At 66.9% G+C, this 21,730-nt stretch carries 20 protein-coding genes; 3 read left to right on the top strand and 17 right to left on the bottom strand.

What is annotated here, in order from left to right; translation table 11 throughout:
* Positions 1–6: 6 nt before the first annotated feature.
* The 13 genes from KIP89_RS09405 to KIP89_RS09345 all read right to left on the bottom strand — a co-directional run bounded on the left by KIP89_RS09405 (position 7) and on the right by KIP89_RS09345 (position 12,669).
* On the bottom strand, positions 7–1,260 hold the full coding sequence (locus KIP89_RS09405; RefSeq protein ID WP_213755106.1) for a CBS domain-containing protein: 1,254 nt from the start codon (positions 1,258–1,260) through the stop codon (positions 7–9).
* An 8-nt stretch (positions 1,261–1,268) separates the two neighbouring features.
* A complete protein-coding gene (gene ybeY, locus KIP89_RS09400; RefSeq protein ID WP_213755105.1) occupies positions 1,269–1,790 on the bottom strand; it encodes an rRNA maturation RNase YbeY in 522 nt (173 codons plus the stop codon).
* Entirely contained in the window at positions 1,787–2,818 is a 1,032-nt protein-coding gene (locus KIP89_RS09395) for a PhoH family protein (protein ID WP_369807116.1), read from the bottom strand. The genes ybeY and KIP89_RS09395 overlap by 4 nt, the downstream gene beginning before the upstream one ends.
* A 134-nt stretch (positions 2,819–2,952) precedes the next feature.
* Positions 2,953–4,377, bottom strand: a complete 1,425-nt coding sequence (gene miaB, locus KIP89_RS09390; RefSeq protein WP_213755104.1) for a tRNA (N6-isopentenyl adenosine(37)-C2)-methylthiotransferase MiaB — start codon at positions 4,375–4,377, stop codon at positions 2,953–2,955.
* Positions 4,378–4,625: 248 nt separating this feature from the next.
* Positions 4,626–5,396, bottom strand: a complete 771-nt coding sequence (olsA, locus tag KIP89_RS09385; RefSeq protein ID WP_213755103.1) for a lyso-ornithine lipid O-acyltransferase — start codon at positions 5,394–5,396, stop codon at positions 4,626–4,628.
* A 9-nt stretch (positions 5,397–5,405) separates the two neighbouring features.
* Positions 5,406–5,831, bottom strand: coding sequence for a Fur family transcriptional regulator (locus tag KIP89_RS09380; protein WP_213755102.1), 426 nt, complete (start codon positions 5,829–5,831; stop codon positions 5,406–5,408).
* Positions 5,832–5,905: 74 nt separating this feature from the next.
* Positions 5,906–6,403 carry a GNAT family N-acetyltransferase gene (locus tag KIP89_RS09375; RefSeq protein WP_213755101.1) on the bottom strand — a complete coding sequence of 166 codons (498 nt, stop codon included), beginning with the start codon at positions 6,401–6,403 and terminating at the stop codon, positions 5,906–5,908.
* The gene (tsaB, locus tag KIP89_RS09370) at positions 6,400–7,083 is read right to left on the bottom strand and encodes a tRNA (adenosine(37)-N6)-threonylcarbamoyltransferase complex dimerization subunit type 1 TsaB (RefSeq protein ID WP_213755100.1); all 684 of its coding nucleotides are present in this window, start codon (positions 7,081–7,083) and stop codon (positions 6,400–6,402) included. Before tsaB ends, KIP89_RS09375 begins: the two co-directional genes overlap by 4 nt.
* Positions 7,084–7,261: 178 nt before the next feature.
* Positions 7,262–7,816: a NifU family protein gene (locus tag KIP89_RS09365; protein WP_213755099.1), complete on the bottom strand. Its 555-nt coding sequence runs from the start codon at positions 7,814–7,816 to the stop codon at positions 7,262–7,264.
* Positions 7,817–8,059: 243 nt separating this feature from the next.
* Entirely contained in the window at positions 8,060–8,803 is a 744-nt protein-coding gene (locus tag KIP89_RS09360) for a hypothetical protein (protein ID WP_213755098.1), read from the bottom strand.
* On the bottom strand, positions 8,803–9,843 hold the full coding sequence (locus KIP89_RS09355; protein ID WP_213755097.1) for a nucleotidyltransferase domain-containing protein: 1,041 nt from the start codon (positions 9,841–9,843) through the stop codon (positions 8,803–8,805). Before KIP89_RS09355 ends, KIP89_RS09360 begins: the two co-directional genes overlap by 1 nt.
* A 467-nt stretch (positions 9,844–10,310) precedes the next feature.
* Positions 10,311–11,864, bottom strand: coding sequence for a GMC family oxidoreductase (locus KIP89_RS09350; RefSeq protein WP_213755096.1), 1,554 nt, complete (start codon positions 11,862–11,864; stop codon positions 10,311–10,313).
* Positions 11,865–11,955: 91 nt separating this feature from the next.
* A complete protein-coding gene (locus tag KIP89_RS09345) occupies positions 11,956–12,669 on the bottom strand; it encodes a FadR/GntR family transcriptional regulator (protein WP_213755095.1) in 714 nt (237 codons plus the stop codon).
* A 395-nt stretch (positions 12,670–13,064) separates the two neighbouring features.
* Here KIP89_RS09345 and ppaT point away from each other — a divergent pair, with 395 nt between their 5' ends.
* Entirely contained in the window at positions 13,065–14,240 is a 1,176-nt protein-coding gene (gene ppaT, locus KIP89_RS09340; RefSeq protein WP_213755094.1) for a pyridoxamine--pyruvate transaminase, read from the top strand.
* A gap of 17 nt (positions 14,241–14,257) precedes the next feature.
* On the opposite strand, the gene KIP89_RS09335 is transcribed toward ppaT, so the two are convergent.
* From KIP89_RS09335 to KIP89_RS09320, 4 genes are all read right to left on the bottom strand, one after another.
* Positions 14,258–15,193, bottom strand: coding sequence for a putative B6 ABC transporter permease subunit 1 (locus tag KIP89_RS09335; RefSeq protein ID WP_213755093.1), 936 nt, complete (start codon positions 15,191–15,193; stop codon positions 14,258–14,260).
* A 12-nt stretch (positions 15,194–15,205) separates the two neighbouring features.
* Positions 15,206–16,321 (bottom strand): putative B6 ABC transporter permease subunit 2, encoded by a 1,116-nt coding sequence (locus KIP89_RS09330; RefSeq protein WP_213755092.1) that lies wholly within the window; start codon positions 16,319–16,321, stop codon positions 15,206–15,208.
* On the bottom strand, positions 16,318–17,895 hold the full coding sequence (locus tag KIP89_RS09325) for a putative B6 ABC transporter ATP-binding protein (RefSeq protein WP_213755091.1): 1,578 nt from the start codon (positions 17,893–17,895) through the stop codon (positions 16,318–16,320). The genes KIP89_RS09330 and KIP89_RS09325 overlap by 4 nt, the downstream gene beginning before the upstream one ends.
* 112 nt (positions 17,896–18,007) lie before the next feature.
* A complete protein-coding gene (locus tag KIP89_RS09320; protein WP_250152288.1) occupies positions 18,008–19,066 on the bottom strand; it encodes a putative B6 ABC transporter substrate-binding protein in 1,059 nt (352 codons plus the stop codon).
* 112 nt (positions 19,067–19,178) lie between these two features.
* Here KIP89_RS09320 and KIP89_RS09315 point away from each other — a divergent pair, with 112 nt between their 5' ends.
* Together KIP89_RS09315 and KIP89_RS09310 are read left to right on the top strand one after the other, a co-directional pair.
* A complete protein-coding gene (locus KIP89_RS09315) occupies positions 19,179–19,640 on the top strand; it encodes a hypothetical protein (RefSeq protein WP_213755090.1) in 462 nt (153 codons plus the stop codon).
* 523 nt (positions 19,641–20,163) lie between these two features.
* Positions 20,164–21,648 (top strand): 4-hydroxyphenylacetate 3-hydroxylase N-terminal domain-containing protein, encoded by a 1,485-nt coding sequence (locus KIP89_RS09310; RefSeq protein ID WP_213755089.1) that lies wholly within the window; start codon positions 20,164–20,166, stop codon positions 21,646–21,648.
* The last annotated feature ends 82 nt before the right edge of the window (positions 21,649–21,730 follow it).

Genomic DNA, 21,730 nt, shown 5'->3' with positions numbered 1-21,730 from the left:
GCTCTCTTACGCCGCCGCATCCGGGTCCTGTTGGGAGCCGGGACGCGGCCCTCCGCCCTGTTCAGCCGGCGGCGGAAGGCTGGTGGAGGACGATCGCTCCTCCCGGCCGGCGACACGAAGCGCATGCGCCGCCTTATTTGTGCCCGTTCCGCTCGGGCTGAGCCTCAGCCGCTTGACGCGGCGAGGGTCGGCATCGAGCACCTCGATCTCGAAATTGCCCGGCCCCGGCACGATCTCGCCGCGCACCGGCACACGCCCGGCAAGCGTAACCAGAAGGCCGCCCAGCGTGTCGACCTCTTCGGCCTCCTCGCCAAGAGCGAAGGCCGGATCCACCAATTCCGCCACTTCCTCGAGGCCCGCACGGGCATCCGCGATGAAGCTGCCATCCGCCTGGCGCAGGATCAGCGGGCCGTCATCGTCGTCATGCTCGTCCTCAATGTCGCCGACGATCACCTCGACCAGATCTTCCATCGAGACGATGCCGTCTGTGCCGCCATACTCGTCGATGACAAGGGCGAGATGGATGCGGCTCGCCTGCATGCTGGCCAGCAACTCGATGGAGGGCATGGAGGGTGGCACAAAGAGCAGCCGGCGGATCAGCTTCGCCGCACTGAGCGAGGCCGCGAGGTCGATCGCCTTCAGATTGAAGGCGGGGACATGCTTGGCCGTTTCGGCCCTGGTTCCGTCTTCCCGGATGCCGTCGCTGCGCCTTGCCGCACCGCCGAGCGCCTTGCCGCCATCCTTGCGCGGCGTCATGGCGCGTTGGGTGAGATAGGCGACGAGGTCGCGGATATGGACCATGCCGACCGGGTCATCGAGCGTGTCGTCATAGACCACGAGCCGCGAATGGCCGGCATTGGCGAAGACGGTCAGCAATTCGCCGAGCGTGATGTCCTTCTGCACCGCGACGATGTCGGCCCTTGGCACCATGAGGTCGCCAATGCGCAATTCGCGCAGGCCAAGCACGCTCTTCAGCATCGAGCGTTCGGTAGCGGTGAGGTCGGCCGCGGTGTCGATATTGGCCGAGAGCGCCTCGGCGAGATCGGTGCGCAGCGAACCGGAGAAGCGTCGGCCGCCAATCAGTTGGCGCAGCCGATCGAAAAGGCCGCCGCGAGGGTCGGCAGGGCGATGGTCACCCGCGCCGGCCGAAGCGGCGCTTCTACTCTGGCTCGGGCCGCTACTGGGTCCGCTACTTGGGCCGTTGGCAGCGCCTTCGCTGCCCGAGGGGGAGGAGGCGGCGGTGGAAACAGGGTCGGACATTGGCCTTTTCAATGCAGCTGTTGAACGGGTTCGGTGTCGGCATAGGGATCGGGTACGCCGAGTTCGGCAAGGATGTCACGCTCCATCGCCTCCATCTCCTCGGCCTCCTCTGCGACTTCATGATCGAAGCCGAGGAGATGCAGCGTACCATGGACCGCAAGATGCTGGAGGTGGTCGGCGAAGGGTTTGCCCTCCTCCTGCGCCTCGCGCGTCAGCGTCTCAAGAGCGATGGCGATATCGCCCAGATGGGGATCGCCGCCAGCGCGTACCACTTCCGGTGTGGGAAAGGACAGCACGTTGGTCGCGTAGTCCTTGCCCCGCCAGTCGCGGTTGAGCGCCTGGATCGTGGCGTCGTCAGTGAGCTTCACCGCGATCTCGGCGCCGCTCTCGATGTCGAGTTCATAGGCACCAAGTACGCCCGCGCAGGCGGCACGTACCGCTCTGGCCACGAGATCGGCTGCGAGCGGGTGGGCCGACCACGCGTCGGCCTCCACGAGCACATCGACCTCTATGAATGGCTCCTCGCTCATCGCGGCGGGGCCTCGGCTTCCGCCGTCGGTGTGCCTTCGGCGAGCACGTTGGCGCGCGTCTCTGCCCGGGCACGCTGCGCGGCAAGCTTGCCATCATAGGCGGCGACGATCCGGCCCACCAGTTCATGGCGCACCACGTCGGCGGCTTCGAAATGGCAGACCTCGACGCCTTCGACATTCTTCAGCAGCGCGACCGCCTCGCCAAGGCCCGAGGTCTGGCCGGGCGGCAGGTCGATCTGGCTGGGATCGCCGGTCACGATCATGTGCGAGTTCTCGCCGAGGCGGGTGAGGAACATCTTCATCTGCATCGAGGTGGTGTTCTGGGCCTCGTCGAGGATCACGCAGGCATTGGCCAGCGTGCGCCCACGCATGAAGGCGAGCGGGGCGATCTCGATCTCGCCGGAGATGAGCGCGCGCTCGACAAAGGCGCGGTCCATCAGGTCGTGCAGCGCGTCGTAGATCGGGCGGAGGTATGGATCCACCTTCTCCTTCATGTCGCCGGGCAGGAAGCCGAGCCGCTCGCCCGCCTCCACCGCGGGGCGCGAGAGAATGAGCTTGTCGACCACTCGCCGCTCCAGCAGATGGACCGCATGAGCGACCGCCAGCCAGGTCTTGCCGGTGCCCGCCGGACCAACGCCGAACACCAGCGTGTGGCGCTTCAGCGCGCGGATATAGGCATCCTGCGCGGCCGTACGTGCGCGCACTGGGCGCCGGCGCACCTGGATCTCGTCGAAGCTCTGGCGCCGCGCGGCGGGATCGAACTCGAACAGCACGCCCTGCGAGGCGGCCTCGCGCAGCACGCCCTCGACATCGCCGGGAGCAATCTCGCCACCCTTCTTCAGCCGGGCATACAGCGTTTCCAGCACATGGCGGGCCTGGTCGCAGACGTCGCGCGGGCCTTCCAGCGTGACGTGGTTGCCCCGCTGCTCGGCGACGATTTCCAGCCGCCGCTCGATCAGGGCAAGGTTCTGGCCGTAATGGCCAAACAGCAGGCTCGCCAGCCGGTTGTCGTCGAAAGCCAGCACGATCTGCCCGGTCGCATCGTCCCGTGTTTCTGTCCAGCGGGCCTCGACACGGTTCGGTTTCGGCGGCGTCGTTGCGCCCGCATTGCCGCGGGCGGGAACCAAGGCACGGTCAGGATAGGAACCCGGTCGACGCACGCTCACGCCTCCACCTTCTCGCTCTGTCCTCGGATACGCGTTTCCATCCCGGCTTCCGTGGCGAAGAATTCCCCGCCGAGGATCTCACCGGAAAGACTCTTGGTGCTCACATCCCGCACGATGACGCTGGCCAGCGTGCCGATAGCCTCGGCCGGGGCCTCGACCACCACCGACTGGAGATAGGGCGAGCGGCCGATAAGTTGACCCGGAAAGCGACCCACTTTTTCCAGCAGGATGTCGAAGCGGCGCCCGCGGCAGGCCGCGTCGAAGGCGGCCTTCTGGCGGTCGAGCAATGCCTGGAGCGCGTAGATTCGCTGCGACTTCACGTCTTCCGGCACCTGCTCGCCCAGACCCGCTGCCGGCGTGCCCGGCCGCGACGAGTACTTGAACGAGAAGGCGCTGGCGAAGCCGACCTTTTCCACGAGATCCATCGTGTCGGCGAAATCCTCGTCGGTCTCACCGGGAAACCCGACGATGAAATCCGAGGAGAACGCGATGTCCGGCCGCGCGGCGCGTACCTTGGCCACGATCTCGAAGAACAGCTCGCGGTCATGCTTGCGGTTCATCGCCGCGAGAATGCGGTTCGAGCCCGACTGAACCGGCAGGTGCAGATAGGGCATGAGCGCGGGCATGTCGCGATGGGCGGCGATCAGCTCCTCGTCCATGTCGCGCGGGTGGCTGGTCGTGTAGCGCACGCGGGCGATGCCCGGCACTTCGGCGATGCGGCGCACGAGTTCCGGGAGGCCCACCGGCTGGCCGGTGGCATCCGGGCCGTGATAGGCATTGACGTTCTGGCCGATGAGAGTGATCTCGCGCACCCCGCCATCGGCAAGGCGGATCACTTCGTCGAGGATTTTGGACAGCGGGCGCGAGACTTCGGCGCCGCGCGTATAGGGCACGACGCAGAAGGTGCAGAACTTGTCGCAACCCTCCTGCACGGTCACGAAGGCGGTCGGGCCGCGCTTGGCGATGGCGGCGCGGGTCGGCGGGGGCAGGAAGTCGAACTTGTCCTCGACCGGGAACTCGGTTTCGACGATGCCGGCGCGGCGGTTGCTGCCGCGCGCCTCGGCCTGTGCGATCAGTTCGGGTAGCTTGTGATAGCTCTGCGGGCCGATCACCAGATCGACCGCGCGGGCACGCTTGACGATCTCCGCGCCCTCGGCCTGCGCAACGCAGCCGGTGACAGCAATCATGGAGCGGCGCCCGGACTCTTCCTGCCCTTTGCGCAGCCGGCCGAGCTCGGAATAGACCTTCTCGGCGGCCTTCTCGCGGATATGGCAGGTGTTGAGAATCACCAGATCGGCGTCGTCCGGCGTGTCGGTCTCGACATAACCTTCCTTGGCGAGCGTGTCCGTCATGCGCTGGGCGTCATAGACGTTCATCTGGCAACCAAAGGAGCGGACGTAAAGTTTGCGCGGCTCACTCATGCGTGTTGATCGACCCGGCCCGCGCCGCCCGTCGGGCGCCTGCGGTCATCCCGTTGAAGCTCCGGGCACGCGGCAGGCGCGCCCCTGAAAAGGCGCTCCCGCAAATCGCCACTCGCACCGAGGTCGAGATCGCCTATGTCTCCACAAAGAACGCCCTACCCCTTGTGTAACGGGATTCCCTCGAAAAGGAAATGCGCAGGCGGCCGGCATCGGGCGCCGATGAGGATTTTCACGACTCCTGTTGCGCCTCAGCGCGCGCGGCCGGTGAGGGCCTGGGCCAGCATGCGGCGGGCAGAGGCTTCCGCCTGCACCGTCGCTGCCTTGCGGTTCGCACCATCGAGCGGCGGGCCGAAATGGAGTTCGACATCAATGGCGCCGCGACGCAGCACCTCCATCAAATGCGGCACCAAATCCATATCACCATACCAGGCGGTGAGGGGCCGGCGGGGCCGGCCGAGCGGGATGCCCGCCTGCCCGACATAGGCGATGGCGAGCGGCTGGATGGTTGCGGCGTCTGCGCCGCCCCCCATCGCCTGCCGGGCCGCGCCGATCAGCGCCGAGCGGAAAGGCAGCACTCGATTACCATCGCTCGACGTCCCCTCGGCGAATAGCACGACAGGATCGCCACTCTTCATCCGCTCGGCCATCTCGCCGGCGACCCGTGCGGTGGCCGTGCGTGAAGATCGGTCGACGAAGATGGTGCGCTGAAGCCGGGCGAGCAGGCCAATGCCCGGCCAGCGACCCACCTCGCTCTTGGCCACGAAGCAGAGCGGCATCTGCGCGCCGAGCACCATGATGTCGAGCCAGGAGACATGGTTGGAGACCACCAGCAGCGGCCGCTGGCGCGACACGGAGCCTTTCACTGTGACCCGCACGCCGATCAGCGCCAACAAAATTCGATGATATATCAAAGGGATAGTGCGGCTTGTGGGGAGGCGGAAGGCGAGGGAGAGCCACTGCAGCGGCAGGCCGATGAGCGTCACCAGCACCACAGGCACCAGCACCAGCCAGGCGCGCATGGGGCCCGCTCAGCTCTTCTTGTCGAGCGGCACGCCGTAGAGTTCCAGGCGATGGCCGACCAGACGGTAGCCGAGCTGGCGGGCGATTTCTTCCTGCAGCCGCTCGATTTCCTCCGAGCGGAACTCCACCACATGGCCCGAACGCAGGTCGATCAGGTGGTCATGGTGCTCATCGGGCACCGGCTCATAGCGCGAGCGGCCGTCGCGGAAGTCGTGGCGTTCGATGATACCGGAATCCTCGAACAGCTTGACGGTCCGGTAGACGGTTGAAATGGAGATGCGATCGTCGATCGCGACAGCGCGTCGGTGCAGTTCCTCCACGTCGGGATGGTCCTGCGCGTCGGCGATGATGCGGGCGATGACCCGCCGCTGGTCCGTCATGCGCAGACCCCGCGTGATGCAGGCTTCCTCGATGGCGGTCGGCTTGTCGTTCATCTACGGCTGGTCTCCGTCGTTGACGCGTTATGGCGCATGGCGGTGGCAAAGGGCAATCGTTTCGTGGGAACGGTTCAGGCGATATCCCGGCGCATCATCAGGGCCGCGCGGGGCTCGCCGGCGGCGTCGCGATAATAGCCCTGGCGCCTGCCGATCTCGTGGAAACCGCTGCGCTGATAGAGCTTGATCGCCGCCGCATTGCCCTCTTCCACCTCCAGAAACACCGTGGTGAAGCCCTCCGCCGCCAGCGCGCCGAAGGCGGTGTCGATCAGAAGGCGGCCGATGCCGGCGCCGCGCCGGTGTTTTAATACCGCGATGGATAAAATCTCGATTTCCGGATTCACGCCACTTAACAACACGAACCCTACAATGGCACCTCCCGGCCGGTCGGTCGCGACGAGGGCGCGGGTGAGCCGGTTGGTCAGCAGTCGCTCGAACTCGTCCGCGCCCCAGCCGATGCGGAAAGCGGCCGCGTGAAGCTGCGCCAGCGCCGGCGCGTCGTCCGGCCGGGCGGCGCGCAGCGTCGGATTCTGTCGGCCAAAGCCGAGCCTTTCCAATAACTTGCGCGTCATCGCCGGGCGATGCGGCCGGCCGTCTGCGGCTTGGCGTCGGCGTCCCGCAGATAGAGCGGGCGCGGCTCCGAGCGGGTCGGATCGGCCACGCTGGCGAGCCGCGCCAGCCAGACAGGGTCCGGCGTGGAGTATTTATATACCTCCAAGGGCGGGCGCTCGCCGGGCGGCCAGACCTCGGTGAGGAGGGGGGCGCCGGAGCCTACGAGGCGGACGGGGCCGATGGCGACAACGCGTGCAGCATCCTTGACCGCCATCGCCCGCGCGCCCACCAGAATGCGCCCGGAGGCGCCGATCATCTGCAGGTAGACATTGCCGTGCCGGGCGTCGATGGCGGCGGCGACGGGGATGGAATCGTCCTCCGCCAGCAGCGGCGCGGCGAGCGTCGCCAGCGTCGTGACGCCGATCACCGGCCGCCCGGTGGCGAGGCCGAAACCGCGCGCGGCGGACAGCCCGACCCGCAGCCCGGTGAAGCTGCCCGGCCCCACGGTGACGGCGAAAAGCTCGATATCCCCGAAGCTTAGCCCGCTCGCGCGCATCACCTCCTCGACCATCGGCACCAGCGCCTCGGCATGGCCGCGCGCCATGTCGCGGCTGTCGCTGGCGAGCGTGCGGTCGGTCAGCGTGTCGTGCAGCGCGACGGAACAGGCCTCAAGGGCGGTATCGAGGGCCAGAATCAGCATGGAACATCCTTCACCGGACCCCCACCATGCGCATGGCCGGCGCCGGATGAAAAGAGCGCGCGCCGGGCCGCCGGAACCGCCGGCCGGTCAGTGCAGTCAGGCGGACGATGAGGCCAGTGTGGCCGGCCCGGCCGCCATCTGGAGGTATAAAAACACCGAAACGGGCGCGCCCGGCCGATCAGACCGGTCGCACCTCGACCACATCCGGCACGAAATGGCGCAGCAGGTTCTCGATGCCGTTCTTCAGCGTCGCGGTGGAGGAGGGGCAGCCGGCGCAGGAGCCCTTCATCGCCAGAAAAACGATCCCGTCCTTATAGCCGCGGAAGGTGATGTCGCCGCCATCATTGGCCACCGCTGGGCGCACCCTTGTGTCGATCAGCTCGCGGATCGTGTCGACGATTCCGGCGTCCTTGGCCTCGAAGAAGGCGTCATCGGCGACATGCTGATGGTCCTCGGGCAGCAGCGCCTGGCCGGAGACGAAATGCTCCATGATGGCGCCGAGGATGGCGGGCTTGAGATGCGCCCACTCGCCCTGTTCCTTGGTCACGGTGACGAAATCCGAGCCGAAGAACACGCCGGTGACGCCCGGCACCTCGAACAGCCGGGCGGCGAGCGGCGAACGCGCCGCCTCCCCGGCATCGCGCGCCTCGAACGTCCCGGCCCCGAGCACGGAACGGCCGGGCAGGAATTTCAGCGTGGCAGGATTGGGCGTGGCTTCGGTCTGGATGAACATGTCTGGCGCTCCTTGCCAACCCCGGTTCAAGGCCGGGGCGACGGGAATGGATCGCGTTTTAGATAAGCGGTCGTGAGGCGGAGGGGAAGGGGTGGGGGGCCGTTGCTGCCGCTCGGGCGCTTTGCTCATTATGTTCGCGTGCGACCCCATCTCGGTCATTTGCATGATTTCTGTAAATCACGAAAAGCGGACGTTGCTTTCGGACCTCATTTATAAATGCTGATAGGGCTTGGGAGGCTTGTGTTACGCAAGGGCCATACCGCCTGATCTCGCCCCCCCCCCTAAGGCCCTCTCGGTGCCTGCGGTCAGGATGCCCTCCGTCGCCACGATCTCACTGCCGATCTCATCTCGTTTGACCATTGCTTCGATGATGACAGGAATTCGCGACAGCTGCGCGGCGAACGGCGCGTATGCCAACTTCGCAGCGAAGGACATTGTGAAGTGTCGACCTTTGCTGTTAACCTCGCTGATATGAACTTGGGCTAAGCGCCCCGCGTACCGGCGTAAAATTCGCACCGCTTCTGTCATAGACGAGTCGACCTGCCTGGCATGCGCTACGTCAAAACAGAGCTGAGCTTCCGGCAAAAGGTCAAAGAACGGAGCCAGTTCATCGGCGGTTCTACCGGTTGGTTTGCGAGAGTCCATGTTTTCAATGCAAAGTCGCGCACCCAACAACCGCCAGGCGGCGAAATCGTGCATGGTATCCGGATGGACGACTATGTTCAGTCCCATGTTAGCAATGACTTTTAACTGCTGTACCAGGCCGCGCTCATCATCAAAATTAGTGGGTGCGTGAAAGCTTATGTACTTGTATCGGCGCTGCAGTTCCGAGAATTTAAGCGGAAGGGCGGCAAGAAGCGCGGGAAGTTCTGCGGCTCTTAAAGCCGAGAGTTCAACGGCGTTCGCACGCGTGGGGGCTAATAGCCTCAATGCAGTTTCAAAGTCATCCAAGGCGATTGCGCCTGTCGAGAACCCAATAACGCTCATCAGAAGACCCCATATTTCTTGACTAGTTTCGTTACGTCGTCACTGGAATCGAATAGCAGCTTCGTGAGAGCATCGTCGAAACTCAAAGAAATTGAACGAGCCTGTAAGAATATATCATCTTCGTAGGCGGCGTAGGGAGACAGATTTTCAAGCCGTTCTCGCTTTTGGGTGTCGTTCAGAAGCGCGATAAATGCGTCGTAGTTATCGAAAATTTGTCCAGCGAGATCCGGCGCGTGAGCTGTAACCATTGCTGCCAAGGACTCCAACGGCGTTCTGTTGGTCCACGTAGTCAGGTGGCTTACCAGATCCTGTGTGAGAAACGCCCCTTCCTCGCAACTGCTCTCACGCAAAGCCCATGAGATACACATGAAAAAACCTGAAACGAACAACAGTTTGCGGGACATGCGAAGCTTGATATTGCGCAGAGCCCACTTGTCTCCGGCGCGAGCGCGATACTTATTTGCGTAGTCCACCGCCATTGTGCGCCAGAACCGGACCACGTCATTAAGAAGGAACCTCGGAATCTTGTCCGCACGAGTGTTGCTTCGAATGAAGCTCGCATCCTCCTCGACGTATCTGCTCAAGATGGCATTGATGATACGTGCCCGCACCTCTTCGCTGCTGGCAGTTTGAACGGCGCGGGATTCCAACAAGAGCAGCAAGCGCCTCGTCATGTTCTTGTTGCTGTCTTCGTCCCCACCGACTGCGTGCACGAGGTCATGGCTGAATATCAGCCCGCCGAAAACCCCGGTAGGACCTGGCTTGATGAAATTTGCATCGGTCAGCCTCCCGCTGAGCTGATGAACGAGCTTTTGATGGAGGGAATCCGCCCGCCCGTCGATCAAGATCGTCCAGTCGAGGTCGCTCCCACCGGTAAACTCTCCTCGAGCCATCGAGCCGAAGACGACCGCGCTACCCTCATCCGTTGGTAACAAATCACCCATCAACGCAGCGAGCTCCTGCAACTTCTCACCGCTGCGTACCTCTGCTGCCGCAATTTGTGGCCAGCGTTCGTCGTCGCCATTGCGTATATGGTTCAACGCTGAAACTCGCATCGGCGTAGAATGTCCCTACATGAGTCGGTTGACCGCCACGTTTAGCCGTTCCACCGAACTTTGTCTCTCCAATGCTATCTGGGCCGCAACATGCATCCCTCAAGTCAGTTCGTGAGGGCAAAATTCTTGAGCTTGCGCGACGCCACAGGAGAGGCGATCAGCGTGCTGCATTTCCATTTCCATAGGGCCGTCACCAAGTGCGGCGGACTGATTGCGGAGCAGACTTTGTCTAGAATGACGTCCGCTTTCCCGGACGGTCCCGCAAAAGCTGCAATTCGGCTTTCCACCCCAAAGCCGATATGGGTTGCGACCTCGGCAAGCGGCCGCTTCTGGTGCAAAGCCGACGGCCGACAATCTGGCACGTGCCGGTTGGCCCGTCCTTAGCAGGGATCATAGTCACTACAGTTTCGATCCCGAAGCGACCCAGCTTCCCCCAATTGACTGCCACCCCCTCACCGCCCCGCCGCAAAGGTCTCCGCGATGGCGAGGATGGCGGCGTGGACGGGGCCGGAGGGGATGGTCGGGATCACCGAGGCGTCGACCACGTGCAGGCCCTCGAAGCCGTGCAGCTTGAGGTCGGGGTCGACCACGCTCGGGCTGTCCGCTCCCAGACTGTCGGCGCCCATAGCTTCCGCCCCCATGCGGCAGGTGCCGACCGGGTGGTGATGGGTGATGACCGCGCGGGCCAGAAAGGCGTCGATTTCCGTTTCGCTGCGCACATCAAGGCCGGGATGGATTTCCTCCGCCCGCCACTCGTCCAGCGCCGGCGAATGGCCGATCTCGCGGGCGAGTTGCAGCGCCCGGCGGGCCATCGCGCGGTCATGATCGGTGGAGAGATAGGCCGGGTCGATGCGCGGGGCGTCGTCGAGGTCAGGTCCGGTGACGGTGAGCCGGCCCCGGCTGGTCGGGTGGGTGACGCCGGACAGGAGTGTGTAGGCGGTGCCATAGGCGGGGGGCGCCAGGCACTCCGAGACGCTGGGCGCGGCGACGCAGCCGAGCACCACATCCGGGCGCCCGTCCGGCCGGGTCGGGTCGGCGGCGTTCAGATACATCAGCGATTCCGAATGCTGCAGCCGTGACGGCGGCACCGGCCGGCGCGCGCGGTAGACATTGCCGGCGGTCAGCAGGTGATCATGCAGATTGCCGCCGAGACCGGGCCTATCGGCGATGCAGGCGATGCCGGCCGCCTTCAGATCGGACGCCGGGCCGATGCCGGAGCGCATCAGCAGCAGCGGCGAGGCGATGGCGCCGGCGCACAGGCAGATCATGCCGGCCGAGAAGGTCGCGGGCGCGCCGGCGATCTCCGCCTCCACGCCGGTGATGCGGGAGCCGGCGACCACCAGCCGGTGCACGCGCGCGCCGGTGATCAGGGTGAGGTTCGGCCGCTCGAGTGCCGGCAGCAGATAGGCATCGGCCGCGCTGACGCGCTTGCCATCGCGGATGGTCAGCGAATTGGCGGCGACGCCGTTGAGCGGGCCGGCATTGTGATCGCCGATCAGCGGCACGCCGCGCGCCACCCCCGCCGCCATATAGGCGCGCACCACCGGGCTGAGCTCGTCATCCGGCAGATAGACGGTGAGCGGGCCGTCGCCGCCATGATGGGCGTCCGCGCCGCGCGAGAACGCCTCGCTGCGGCGAAAGCCCGGCAGCAGGCCCGCATAGGACCAGCGGGCATCCCCGGTCGCCAGCGCCCAGGGCGCGAAATCGTCCGCATGGCCGCGCACATGGGCCATGGCGTGCAGGCAGCTCGACCCGCCGACAATGCGCCCGCGCGGCCAGGGATGGACGCGGTTCGCCGTGCCCGGCTGGGGGATGGTGCGGTAGGCCCAGTCATAGGGGCGGTCCGGCAGGGACGGCCATTTCTGCGGGATGGCGATGTCCGGGTCGCTCGGGTGCTCGCCGGCCTCCAGCACGCCGACGCGGATAGCGGGATTCTCCGAGAACCGCGCCGCCAGCACGCAGCCGGCCGAGCCGGCGCCGATGATAAGAATGTCGAAGGAGGTCATCGAAGGCGTCTCCGGGTGCGAACGGGCATGAAGGGGCGTTCCGCGCGGCGGCGCGGGTGTCAGCGCGGTGCGGGAGGGGAGGCGGGAGGCGCTAGAGCGAGCCGCCCGGCGCCAGCCGCCCCATGATCTTCTGCTGCAGCGTCGCGAGGTGCTGCCACATGCCGCGCTCGGCCGCTTCCGGGTCGCGCGCGGCGATCGCCTCGGCGATCTGCCGGTGCTCGGCATCGCGCAGCCGCACGCGCTCGGGCAGCAGCGTGGCGTCGCTGTCGGTGAAGCGCAGCCGGCCATCATTGGCGACGCGGTGCAGCAGCACGTAAAGCTCGGAGGCCAGCGCGTTGCGGGCGCCGGCGGCGACCGATTTATGGAACACCATGTCCGCCTCGATCGGGTCGGCGTCCGGCGGGGTGGTGGCGGCGCGCAGGATGCGGTCGATCTCCACCGGGCTGGCGCGCAGCGCGGCGAGCCGGGCCAGCGAGGGCTCCAGCATCAGGCGCAGCTCCATCACCTCGAGCGGGTTGGTGGAGTTGACCAGGCTGCGGCTGCTGTCGATGGCGGTCGAGGCGCGCCGTCCGGCCCGCGCCGGCTCCAGCTCGCCGCGCGCCCTGAGCACGCCGAGCGCGCGGCGCAGCGTGTGGCGCTTGACGCTGAGTTCCTCGGCGACCACGCGCTCCGGCGGCACGCTGCCGGTGCGGGCGATGATGGCGCGGATCGAGTCCACCAGTTCCTCGATGCCGGCGGCCTCAACGGTGCCGGCCCCTGCGTCGCCGCGCGTCTTGCGTCCGGTCTTGTCCGCTATCGCGTCCATCGAGGTCACTTCCGTTCTGCTGTGCGGCCCGCCCGCTCCGCCGCCGCGGTCGGAGGGCAGGTCGAGGGCGAGGCCCGCCGCCAAATGTATGGCCGGTTCGTCCCAGTTACAATATTGGTTGGCTTCTGGTCGAGATGCGCCCCGCCGCCTTCCCCGCTTTCGCCGGTGCAGGGCGGGATCGCCCGGCCCGCCGCGCGCCGCGACGACGGCTCGGCAGGCGCCGGGAAGCCATATGCCGCATATGAAACGCCGGGCCGCAGGATCACGGTTGCCCCGCGCCGCCGGCAGTGCCAATCTGAAACCATTGAGGCAAATTCGGTTGGATTTTGGTTGGCTCCCCTCGCCGCGATTTCCCCCGGATGTCTGCCGTCCCGTCGATGAGCCAGGGCAACGCCATGCGATACGCGCCTTCCGATCTTCCGGTTTTCACCCTCACCACCGGCCCCGTCGACGCCTATCCGGCGGTGCTGCGCGGCCTCGCCTCGACGGTGCTGTATGATTACGACCCGGCCTTCCAGGCGACCTATCAGCGGGTCAGCGAGAAGCTGGCGACCGTGGTGAAGGCGCAGACCATGCCGGTCATTCTGCAGGGCGAGCCGGTGCTGGGGCTGGAGGCGGCGGCCGCCTCGCTGATCGGCGCCGACGATGTCGTGCTGAACCTCGTCAACGGCGTCTATTCCAAGGGTTTTGAAGGCTGGGCCGCGCGCAACGGCGCCACCATCCTTGAGCTCGCCGTGCCCTATGACCGGGTGATCGACCCCGCCGAGGTGGCCCGCGTGCTGACCGCGCGCCCGGACATCACGATTGTCGCCGCCTGCCATCACGACACGCCCTCGGGCACCATCAACCCGATCGCGGAGATCGGCGCGGTGGTGGCCGCCCATGGCGCGCTGTTCCTGGTCGATGCGGTCTCGTCCTTCGGCGGCATGATGGTGGATGCCGCCTCGGCGCAGATCGACCTGCTGATCACCGGGCCGAACAAATGCCTGGGCTGTCCGCCGGGCCTCTCCATCCTCGGCGTGTCGAACCGCGCCTGGGCGACGATGAAGGCCAACAAGCTGGCGCCGCGCGGCTCGATCCTGAGCATTCTCGATTGGGAAGACGCCTGGCGCGCCGACAAGCCGTTCCCCTTCACCCCCTCGGTCGCCGAGATCAACGGGCTTGAGGCGGCGCTCGACCTCTATCTCGCGGAAGGGCCGGAACAGGTCTGGGCGCGCCATGCGCTGACCGCGGCCGCCTGCCGCGCCGGGCTGAAGGCCATGGGGCTGGCGATCTGGGCCGCTGAAGAGAGCTTCGCCTCGCCCACCGCGACCGCCATGCGCACGCCCGAAGGCATCGACGAGGCCGAACTGCGCGCCACCGTGCGCGCCCGCTACGGCGTCGTGCTTTCCTCCGGGCGCGGCGAGACGCTCGGCAAGCTCACCCGCATCGGCCATATGGGCCCGACCGCGCAGCCGCTCTACGCCGTGGTCGCGCTGACGGCTCTCGCCGGGGCGCTGGGCGCGCTCGGCCACAGCGTTGATGTCGGCGCGGGTGTCGCCGCCGCGCTGGCGGTGATCGACGCCGGCTGAGGACGGGCGGGGCGTGTTCATCGCGCGCCCCGCACATAATGGGTGCCGAGGGCCGGCGGCAGGCTCGCCTTGCGGCCGAACAGCACCAGCACGGTGAGCACGGCGGCGAAGGGCAGCATCTGGATCACGTCGGTCGGGATGCTGACGCCCGCCACCTGCAGCGCCGTGGTGGCGGAGAGGCACGCGCCGAACAGCAGCGCGCCGCACAGCACCCACAACGGCTTGCCGCGCGCCTGCATGGCCAGAACGATGCCGATGAAGCCGGCGCCATTGGTCATGAACGGCACGAAGATCCCGGCCCCGACCTCCGCCATGAAGGCGCCGCCGACGCCGGCAAGGCCGCCGGTGATGAGCACGGCGATGGTGCGCACGCGCACCACGTCGACGCCCGCCGCATCCAGCGCCGCCGGCTTGTCGCCCGCCGCCTGAAGCGCCAGGCCGAACTGGGTCGCGCGGAACACATAGGCCGTGACGAACACCGCCAGCACCGCGAGATAGACGATGGGCGGCCGGTCGAACAAGGCCGGGCCGACGACCGGCAGGCTCGACAGCACAGGAATCGGCAGCGTCTCCACCGCCGGCAGGCGCGGGTAGCTCTGGGCGAACTGGAAATGGTGGAGCAGGGCGGTGAGCCCTTCCGCGCCGAGCGTCAGCGCGATGCCGATGACGATCTGGCTCAGCCCCATGCGGATGCACAGCACCGCCATCGGTACCGCCACCGCCATGCCGCCCACGGCGCCGCCGAGGAAGCCGAGCCAGATGGAGCCGGTGTGGTAGGCGACGAGGAAGCCGGCATAGGCGCCGAACAGCATCATGCCTTCGATGCCGATATTGAGCACGCCGGCCTTCTCGGAGATCTGCTCGCCGAGCCCGGCCAGCATCAGCGGGATGCCGGCGGTCAGCGCGCCGAGAACGAGGGAGGTGAGGAAGGCGTCGGTGAACAGAGCGGACATGGTCTCTCCCCCTCACTTGCCGGCGGCGCGGCGGCGCTGGTCGAGATATTCGGCGACGCCGAGCATCACGAGCAGGATGGCCACCACGACGAGGGTGAAGAAATTCGGCACGCCGGTGCGCCGCGCCGCGCTCTCGCCGCCGATCGACAGCACCGAGAACAGGAAAACAAAGGCGATCGAGCCGAAGCCGTTGAAGCGGGCGAGGAACACCAGCGGGATCACCGTCATCGCGTAATGCGGGTTCCAGTCGGCGCGCACATTGCCCTGCACGCCCAATATCTCCACCGCCCCGGCGAGCCCCGCCAGCGCCGCGGAGAGGGCGAACACGGCGACGGTGAGCGCCGGCACCGGCAGGCCGGCATGGATCGCCGCGCGCGGATTGGCGCCGACAATGCGCAGCTTCAGCCCGAAGGCGGTGCGGGTCATGACGAGATGCACCGCGATCACCGCGACGAGGCCGATGAGAAGGCCGCTCGACACGGTGGTGTCGAACAGGCGCGGCAGACGGTCGGCGACCGCCAGCGTGCGGGTCTGCGGCACGGTGGTCGCGGGGTCGCGGAAGGCGAGCTTCACCAGCACATTGGCGAAGGAGACGCCGAGAAAGGTCATCATCAGCGTGGTGATGATCTCGTTGACGCCCTGATAGGCCTTGAGCAGCGCCGGCAGCACCGACCAGACGGCGCCGACCAGCGCGCCGACCACCAGCCCGACCAGCAGCACCAGCCATACCGGCAGATGCGGCGCGAGCAGCGGGCAGAGCGCGGCCACCACCACGGCGCTGAGCAGGAACTGACCGTCGCCGCCGAGATTCCAGATGCCGGCACGAAACGCCACGATGAGACCGGCGGCGAGCAGCAGCAGCGGGCCCATGCGCGTCAGCGTCGCCTGAAGGCCGTAAGGATTGATCAGCCCGCGCTCGATGACGAAGCCGTAATAGGCGATGGGGTCGACGCCGAGCGCCAGCAGCACGAGGGCCGACAGCAGCAGCGCGCCGATCACCGGGCCGATGCCCAGCAGGGCGACGCGCGCACGGCCGCGCCAGAGCTCGGCGCGGGCTTCCGCGCGGGCCGTTTGGTCGCGGCGGTCGGCCTCGGTGAGGTCGGGGGTGGAGATCTGGGTATCCGTCATGCCGTCACGCCGCTCATCAGTTCACCGACCCGGCCACGGGCCGCGGCATCATTCTCGACCACCCCGACCACCGCGCCGCGCGACATCACGGCGATGCGGTCGGAAAGCTCCAGCACCTCTTCAAGATCCGTCGAGATCAGGATGACGGCGAGGCCGCGATCCGCCGCCTCGCGGATGCGCTGGCGGGTGGCGCGGATATTGTTCACGTCGAGCCCATAGGTCGGCTTGGCGAAGATCACCGCCTTGGCCGCGCCGGAGAGCTCGCGGGCCAAGAGCGCCTTCTGGATGTTGCCGCCGGAGAGCTTGCCGATGGGCGTCTCGATGCTTGGGGTGCGCACGTCGAATTCGCCGACCAGTCGCCGGGCATGGGCGGCGATGGCCTCGGGCTGGTCGAACCCGGCGCGCCAGAAGGGCGACTCGCCCACCTGTTTCAGCAGCAAATTGAGCGAGATGGCGAAGCCGCCAATGGTGCCCTCGCCCAGACGATCGTCGGTGACATAGCGCAGGCCATGGGCGCGGCGGGCGCCGACATCGAGGCGCTCCAGCGACGTGCCAGCGAGTGTGATGCGTCCCGCCCGGAGCGGGCGCTGGCCGGCGAGCGCCTCGGCGAACTGCTTCTGGCCGTTACCGTCAATGCCGGCGAGGCCGAGGATTTCGCCCGGCGCGACCGCGAGGTCGACGCGCTCGACCGGCACGGCGGGGTCGTCCACAGCGAGGCCCTCGATCACCAGCAGCGGGGCGGCGCCGGGGCGGGCGCGACGCGGCGCGGCATCGGCCGGCGCGCCTGCATCGGTGCCGAACATCAGGCGGATGATCTCGGCGGTGGCGGCGGCCGGGCCGAGGGCGGCGAGGCGCTCCGGCGCGATCTCGCCGACCTTGCGGCCGAGCCGCAGGACGGTGATGCGGTTGCCGAAGGACAGCGCCTCGTTGAGCTTGTGGGTGATGAAGACGACGGCGATGCCGAGCCGGGTCAGCCGGCCCATCAGCGCGCCGAGATCCTCCGCTCCCTTGGGCGTCAGCATCGCGGTCGCTTCATCGAGGATCAGCACGCGCGAGCCGCGCATCAGCGCGCGGACGATCTCCACCTGCTGCTGCTCGCCGAGCGAGAGCGTGCCGACCTTGGCGGCGGGGTCGATGGTGACGCCGATATCGGCGCAGACCTGCGCCATGCGGCGGGCGACGCCCGCGCGGTCGGGGCGCGACCACCAGGGGCCGCCCAGCGCCATGTTGTCGGCCACGCTGAGCGAGGGCACGAGCATGGAATGCTGGAACACCGTGCCGATGCCGAGTTCCAGCGCGCGGGCGGGGGAGGCGATGCGCACCTCGCGATGGTCGATGAGAATGCCGCCCTCATCGGGCGTCTGCAGGCCGGAGAGCATGCCGACCAGCGTCGACTTGCCCGCGCCGTTCTCGCCCAGCAGCACATGCACCTCGCCCGGAAACAGATCGAAGGCGACGCGATCATTGGCGACCACGCCGGGGAAGCGTTTGGTCACATGGTCGAGCGTGACGATCGGCCGGGGCGCCGCCGATGGGTCATTGTGCGGTGGGTGCGCGGGGGCGGGCTGGGTCATGATCTGCTGCTGGTCGTCCCGGCGCCGGAGGGAGCAGGGCAAAAATCGGAGGGGAACGCCGGGCGACGGCGGGAGGCCACGGCCGGCCCGCAGGCGGGCCGTGGCCAACGCGTCACTGGGCGGTGGGAAGCTGCGACACCATCTTGTGCACGGTGTCGGCATCGTAATGCGCGGTCACCTTGATCTTGCCGTCGATGATGTCCTTCTTCAGCGCCTCGATCTGCGCCCACACATCGGCCGGGATGTGCGTGGTCTTGAGCAGCGTGACCGAGCCGTCCTTGAGGTTGATGTCGTAGTTGCGCGAGCCGTATTTGTCGGCCTTCACGTCGGCGATCATCGCCGCATAGACCGGGGTCAGGTTCCACACCACGGACGAGAGCAGGTTGCCCTTGTCGATGGCGGTCTTGTCGCCGATCACGTCGATGAAATAGACCTTGCCGCCATTGGTCGCCTTGTTGGTCTCGACCGCCTGCAACATGCCGAAGCTCGAGCCGTTGCCCTGGCCGAAGATGATATCGGCGCCGGCCGCGATCAGCGCCTCGGTGACGCGCTTGCCGCCGGCCGCGTCCGAATAGGCCGCCGGTCCGATCACCGCGTAGCGCACATTGATGCCGGGCTTCTCGGCCTTGGCACCCTCGGCGAAGGCGGAGGACTGCGAGTTCCAGGACGGCGGCTCGCCGGAGACGACAATGCCGACCGTGCCGGTCTTGCTCATCTTGGCGGCGAGGCGGCCGGCCAGATACGCGCCCTCATGGCCGCTGGCGGTGTAGTCGGCGACCGCGCCGGGCTTGCGGGCGTCCGGCAGGTCGACGATGGCGACCGGCACCTTCATCTCGGCGCCGATCTCGGGGGCGGCGGTGTTGTAGCCGCTGGCATGGGCGATCAGCAGCCCGGCGCCATCCTGCGCCATCTCGCGCAGCGTCGGGCGCACATCGCCATAGCCGAGATTCTCGGCCACCAGCACCTCGACGCCCGCCGCCTTGCCGGCGGCCTTGGCGGCATCGACGCCCTGCTGGTTCCAGCCATAATCCGTGCCGGGCTCGGGGGTGAGAATGGCGATCGACTTCAGCTCGGCCGCCTGGGTCACGGCGGTCAGCGCCGTCGACATCAGGGCAAGCGAGGTGATTCCAAGTATCGTCAATGCCGTGGTCTTGAAGATGCGGTGTCTCATGGAAGGCCCTCTTTATGTTATACGTGAATTATATTATTTCACGACTGTAGATCAGCGTCTTTCCATGGTCTAGAAAGCGTATCGATCCAGTAGTAGATAGAAAAGGTGCGGCATGCGGGCGTTTCTTGTTCTGGGTTTTGCGGGTCTCGCCGCCAGCGCCGCGCCGGTCGCCGGCCGGGCGCTGGCGCAGGAGGCGCTCGTGGTGGAGCGCGGCGTGGAGGGGCTGGAGGCGGTGCCGTTCCGTGTGCGCAACGCGACCGATCGCCCGCTCGCCTGCGCCGCCGCCATCGCCCATTGGTACTCCGCCGCCATCGGCACGGTCGCGCCCGGCGGGCGGCTGGACGCGCAATTGTGGTCCAAGGCGGCGAGCGGCGAGGTGTTCCTGCTCAATGCGCAGCAGGACCGGATGCCGATCCAGACCCTGTGGTGCGGCTATGAGGGGGCGGATGTTTCCACCCGCAGCATGATCCGGCTGGAGCGGCGCGCCGGCGCGCGCGAGCCGGGCGTGGAACTGGACTGCCGGGCGGGCGCCACGGCGCAGGCGCTGGACTGCCAGCGGCGCGCGGCCGACTGATCGGCCGGTTCCGTGCCCGGCGCTGCCCATGCCGGCGCTCGCCGTGTCGACGTTGCCCATGTCGAGGCTGCCCATGCCGACCTCTCCCGCGATGGCTCCACCGCGCTGAACTGTCTGTCGTCCTCAACCAAAAAGACAGAACCATTTTTTTTGGTCAAGCGGTTGGTGGCTGAATTTGGTCAGTCGCGAGGGGCTTCGAGCCGCACGCCATTTTGTTATGCTTCTTTTTTGTGCGGCGAATTGGTGCGTTTGAGCGGAATAAAGCGATATTCTAAGGCGATTATAGCGGTCATATGTGTAAGAAAGTTTCTTATCCGGCGGATATGTGCGAAGTTTAGGCATTGGCGGGGCGTGCAATAGGGGCTTGACCATTTCAGCCAATCAATGGTTGGATCGCTTCACCCGAGCCCGACAGGCGGCGCGTGCCACAGGCGTCATCCGGTGGCGCGCAACGCGGTGAATGCAGCGACTGAGATCGACCACGACGGCGTCCGGGAACGGGTTCTTCAGAGGAGAGCGGACGATGAACGCGCAGACGCCGAAGCGGGATCTTCCCGTAGGCCACAAGCTCAAGACCGGTGATGAATTCAAGAAGTCGCTCGACGACGGTCGCGCCTTGTGGGTCGGCGGCAAGCGCATCGCCAGCGTCTTCGATAACCCGGCGCTGTCGGCCGGCGTCGACCTGATCGCCTCGATGTTCGACGACCAGTTCACGCCGGAATTCGCCGATGCCACGACCTATATCGACGATAGCGGCGCGGTGGCGAGCCGTTCCTGGCAGGTGCCGCGCACCAAGGAAGACCTCGCCGACCGTCGCAAGATGATCGAATATACCAGCCTGAAGACCGCCGGCACCTTTGGCCGCCCGCCGGATCTGGCTCCCGCCATCGCCGTCGGCCTGCTGGCCTATCTGCCGACCTTCAAGTCGAAGAAGTCGCTGATCGAGGGCTGCAACCCCGATTTCGCCGAGAATATCGAGGCCTATGTCGCCTATGGCCGCGACACCAACCTCACCGCCTCGGAAAGCCTGACCGGCCCGCAGAATGACCGCTCCAGCGCCAAGGGCGCGGAAGCCTCGCTGCTGAAGGTCAAGAGCGTCGAGAAGGGCGGCATCCGCGTTTCCGGCGCCAAGACGGTCGGTTCGATCTCGGCGCAGGCCAATGAGATATTCTTCACCAATCTCGGCGGCATCCGCGAGACCCCGGCGGAAGCCTGCATCTGGGCCTCGGTGCCGATCAATGCCGAGGGCATCAAGCTGATCTCGCGCGAGATGGTCTCCCATCCCGGCGCCGACCCGTTCGACCACCCGGTCGCCCGCCTCGGCGAGGAAGCCGACCAGCTCATCATCTTCGACAACGTGTTCGTGCCGACCGACCGTATCTTCAACCTCGGCGACCCGACGGCCATGTCCTATTACGGGCCGGTCTGCGTCTTCGCGCATTGGCACGTGCTGACCCGCCTGACCGTGAAGGCCGAGCTGTTCGTCGGCGCCGGCCAGCTCGTGCTGGACATTCTCGGCACCTCGCACATCCCGGCGGTGCAGGGCATGCTCGGCGAGATCATCCAGTACGCCCAGACGCTGCGCGCTTTCGTGACCGCCGCCGAGGCGCTGGCCAAGCCGACCGAGGGCGAGGTGATGGCGCCGGATGTCGGCATGCTCACCGCCGGCCGACTCTATTCCATCGAGCACTACCCGCGCATCATCCACACGCTGCAGGAACTGTGCGGCCAGGGTCTCGTCATGCGCTTCGGCAAGGCGGCCTTCGACAATCCCGAGATCGGCCATCATTTGCACGACCTGTTGCCCGGCAAGGGGGTCAGCGCCGAGGTCAAGGAACTGCTGATGAACTTCATCTGGGACATGACCTCCTCGTCCCTCGCGGGGCGGGTGGCCCTGTTCGAGAACGTCAATGCCAGCCCCGCCCCGCGCCTGCGCGAGCGCCTCTATAATGAGGTGAAGCGCGACGCTTTCATCGGCCAGGTGAAGAAGCTCGCCGGCATGCCCTGAGCGGGCCCGTACCCCCTCGCGGGGGGTATGGTGTTGCGATCCCGCGCGCTGCCGGGCCGTTCATCTGACGGTCCGGCGCTTC

Source organism: Ancylobacter radicis, assembly GCF_018449475.1.
GTDB lineage: Bacteria > Pseudomonadota > Alphaproteobacteria > Rhizobiales > Xanthobacteraceae > Ancylobacter > Ancylobacter radicis.
Note: the sequence above shows the minus strand (reverse complement) of the source record. Positions and strands in the feature narration are given on the sequence as shown.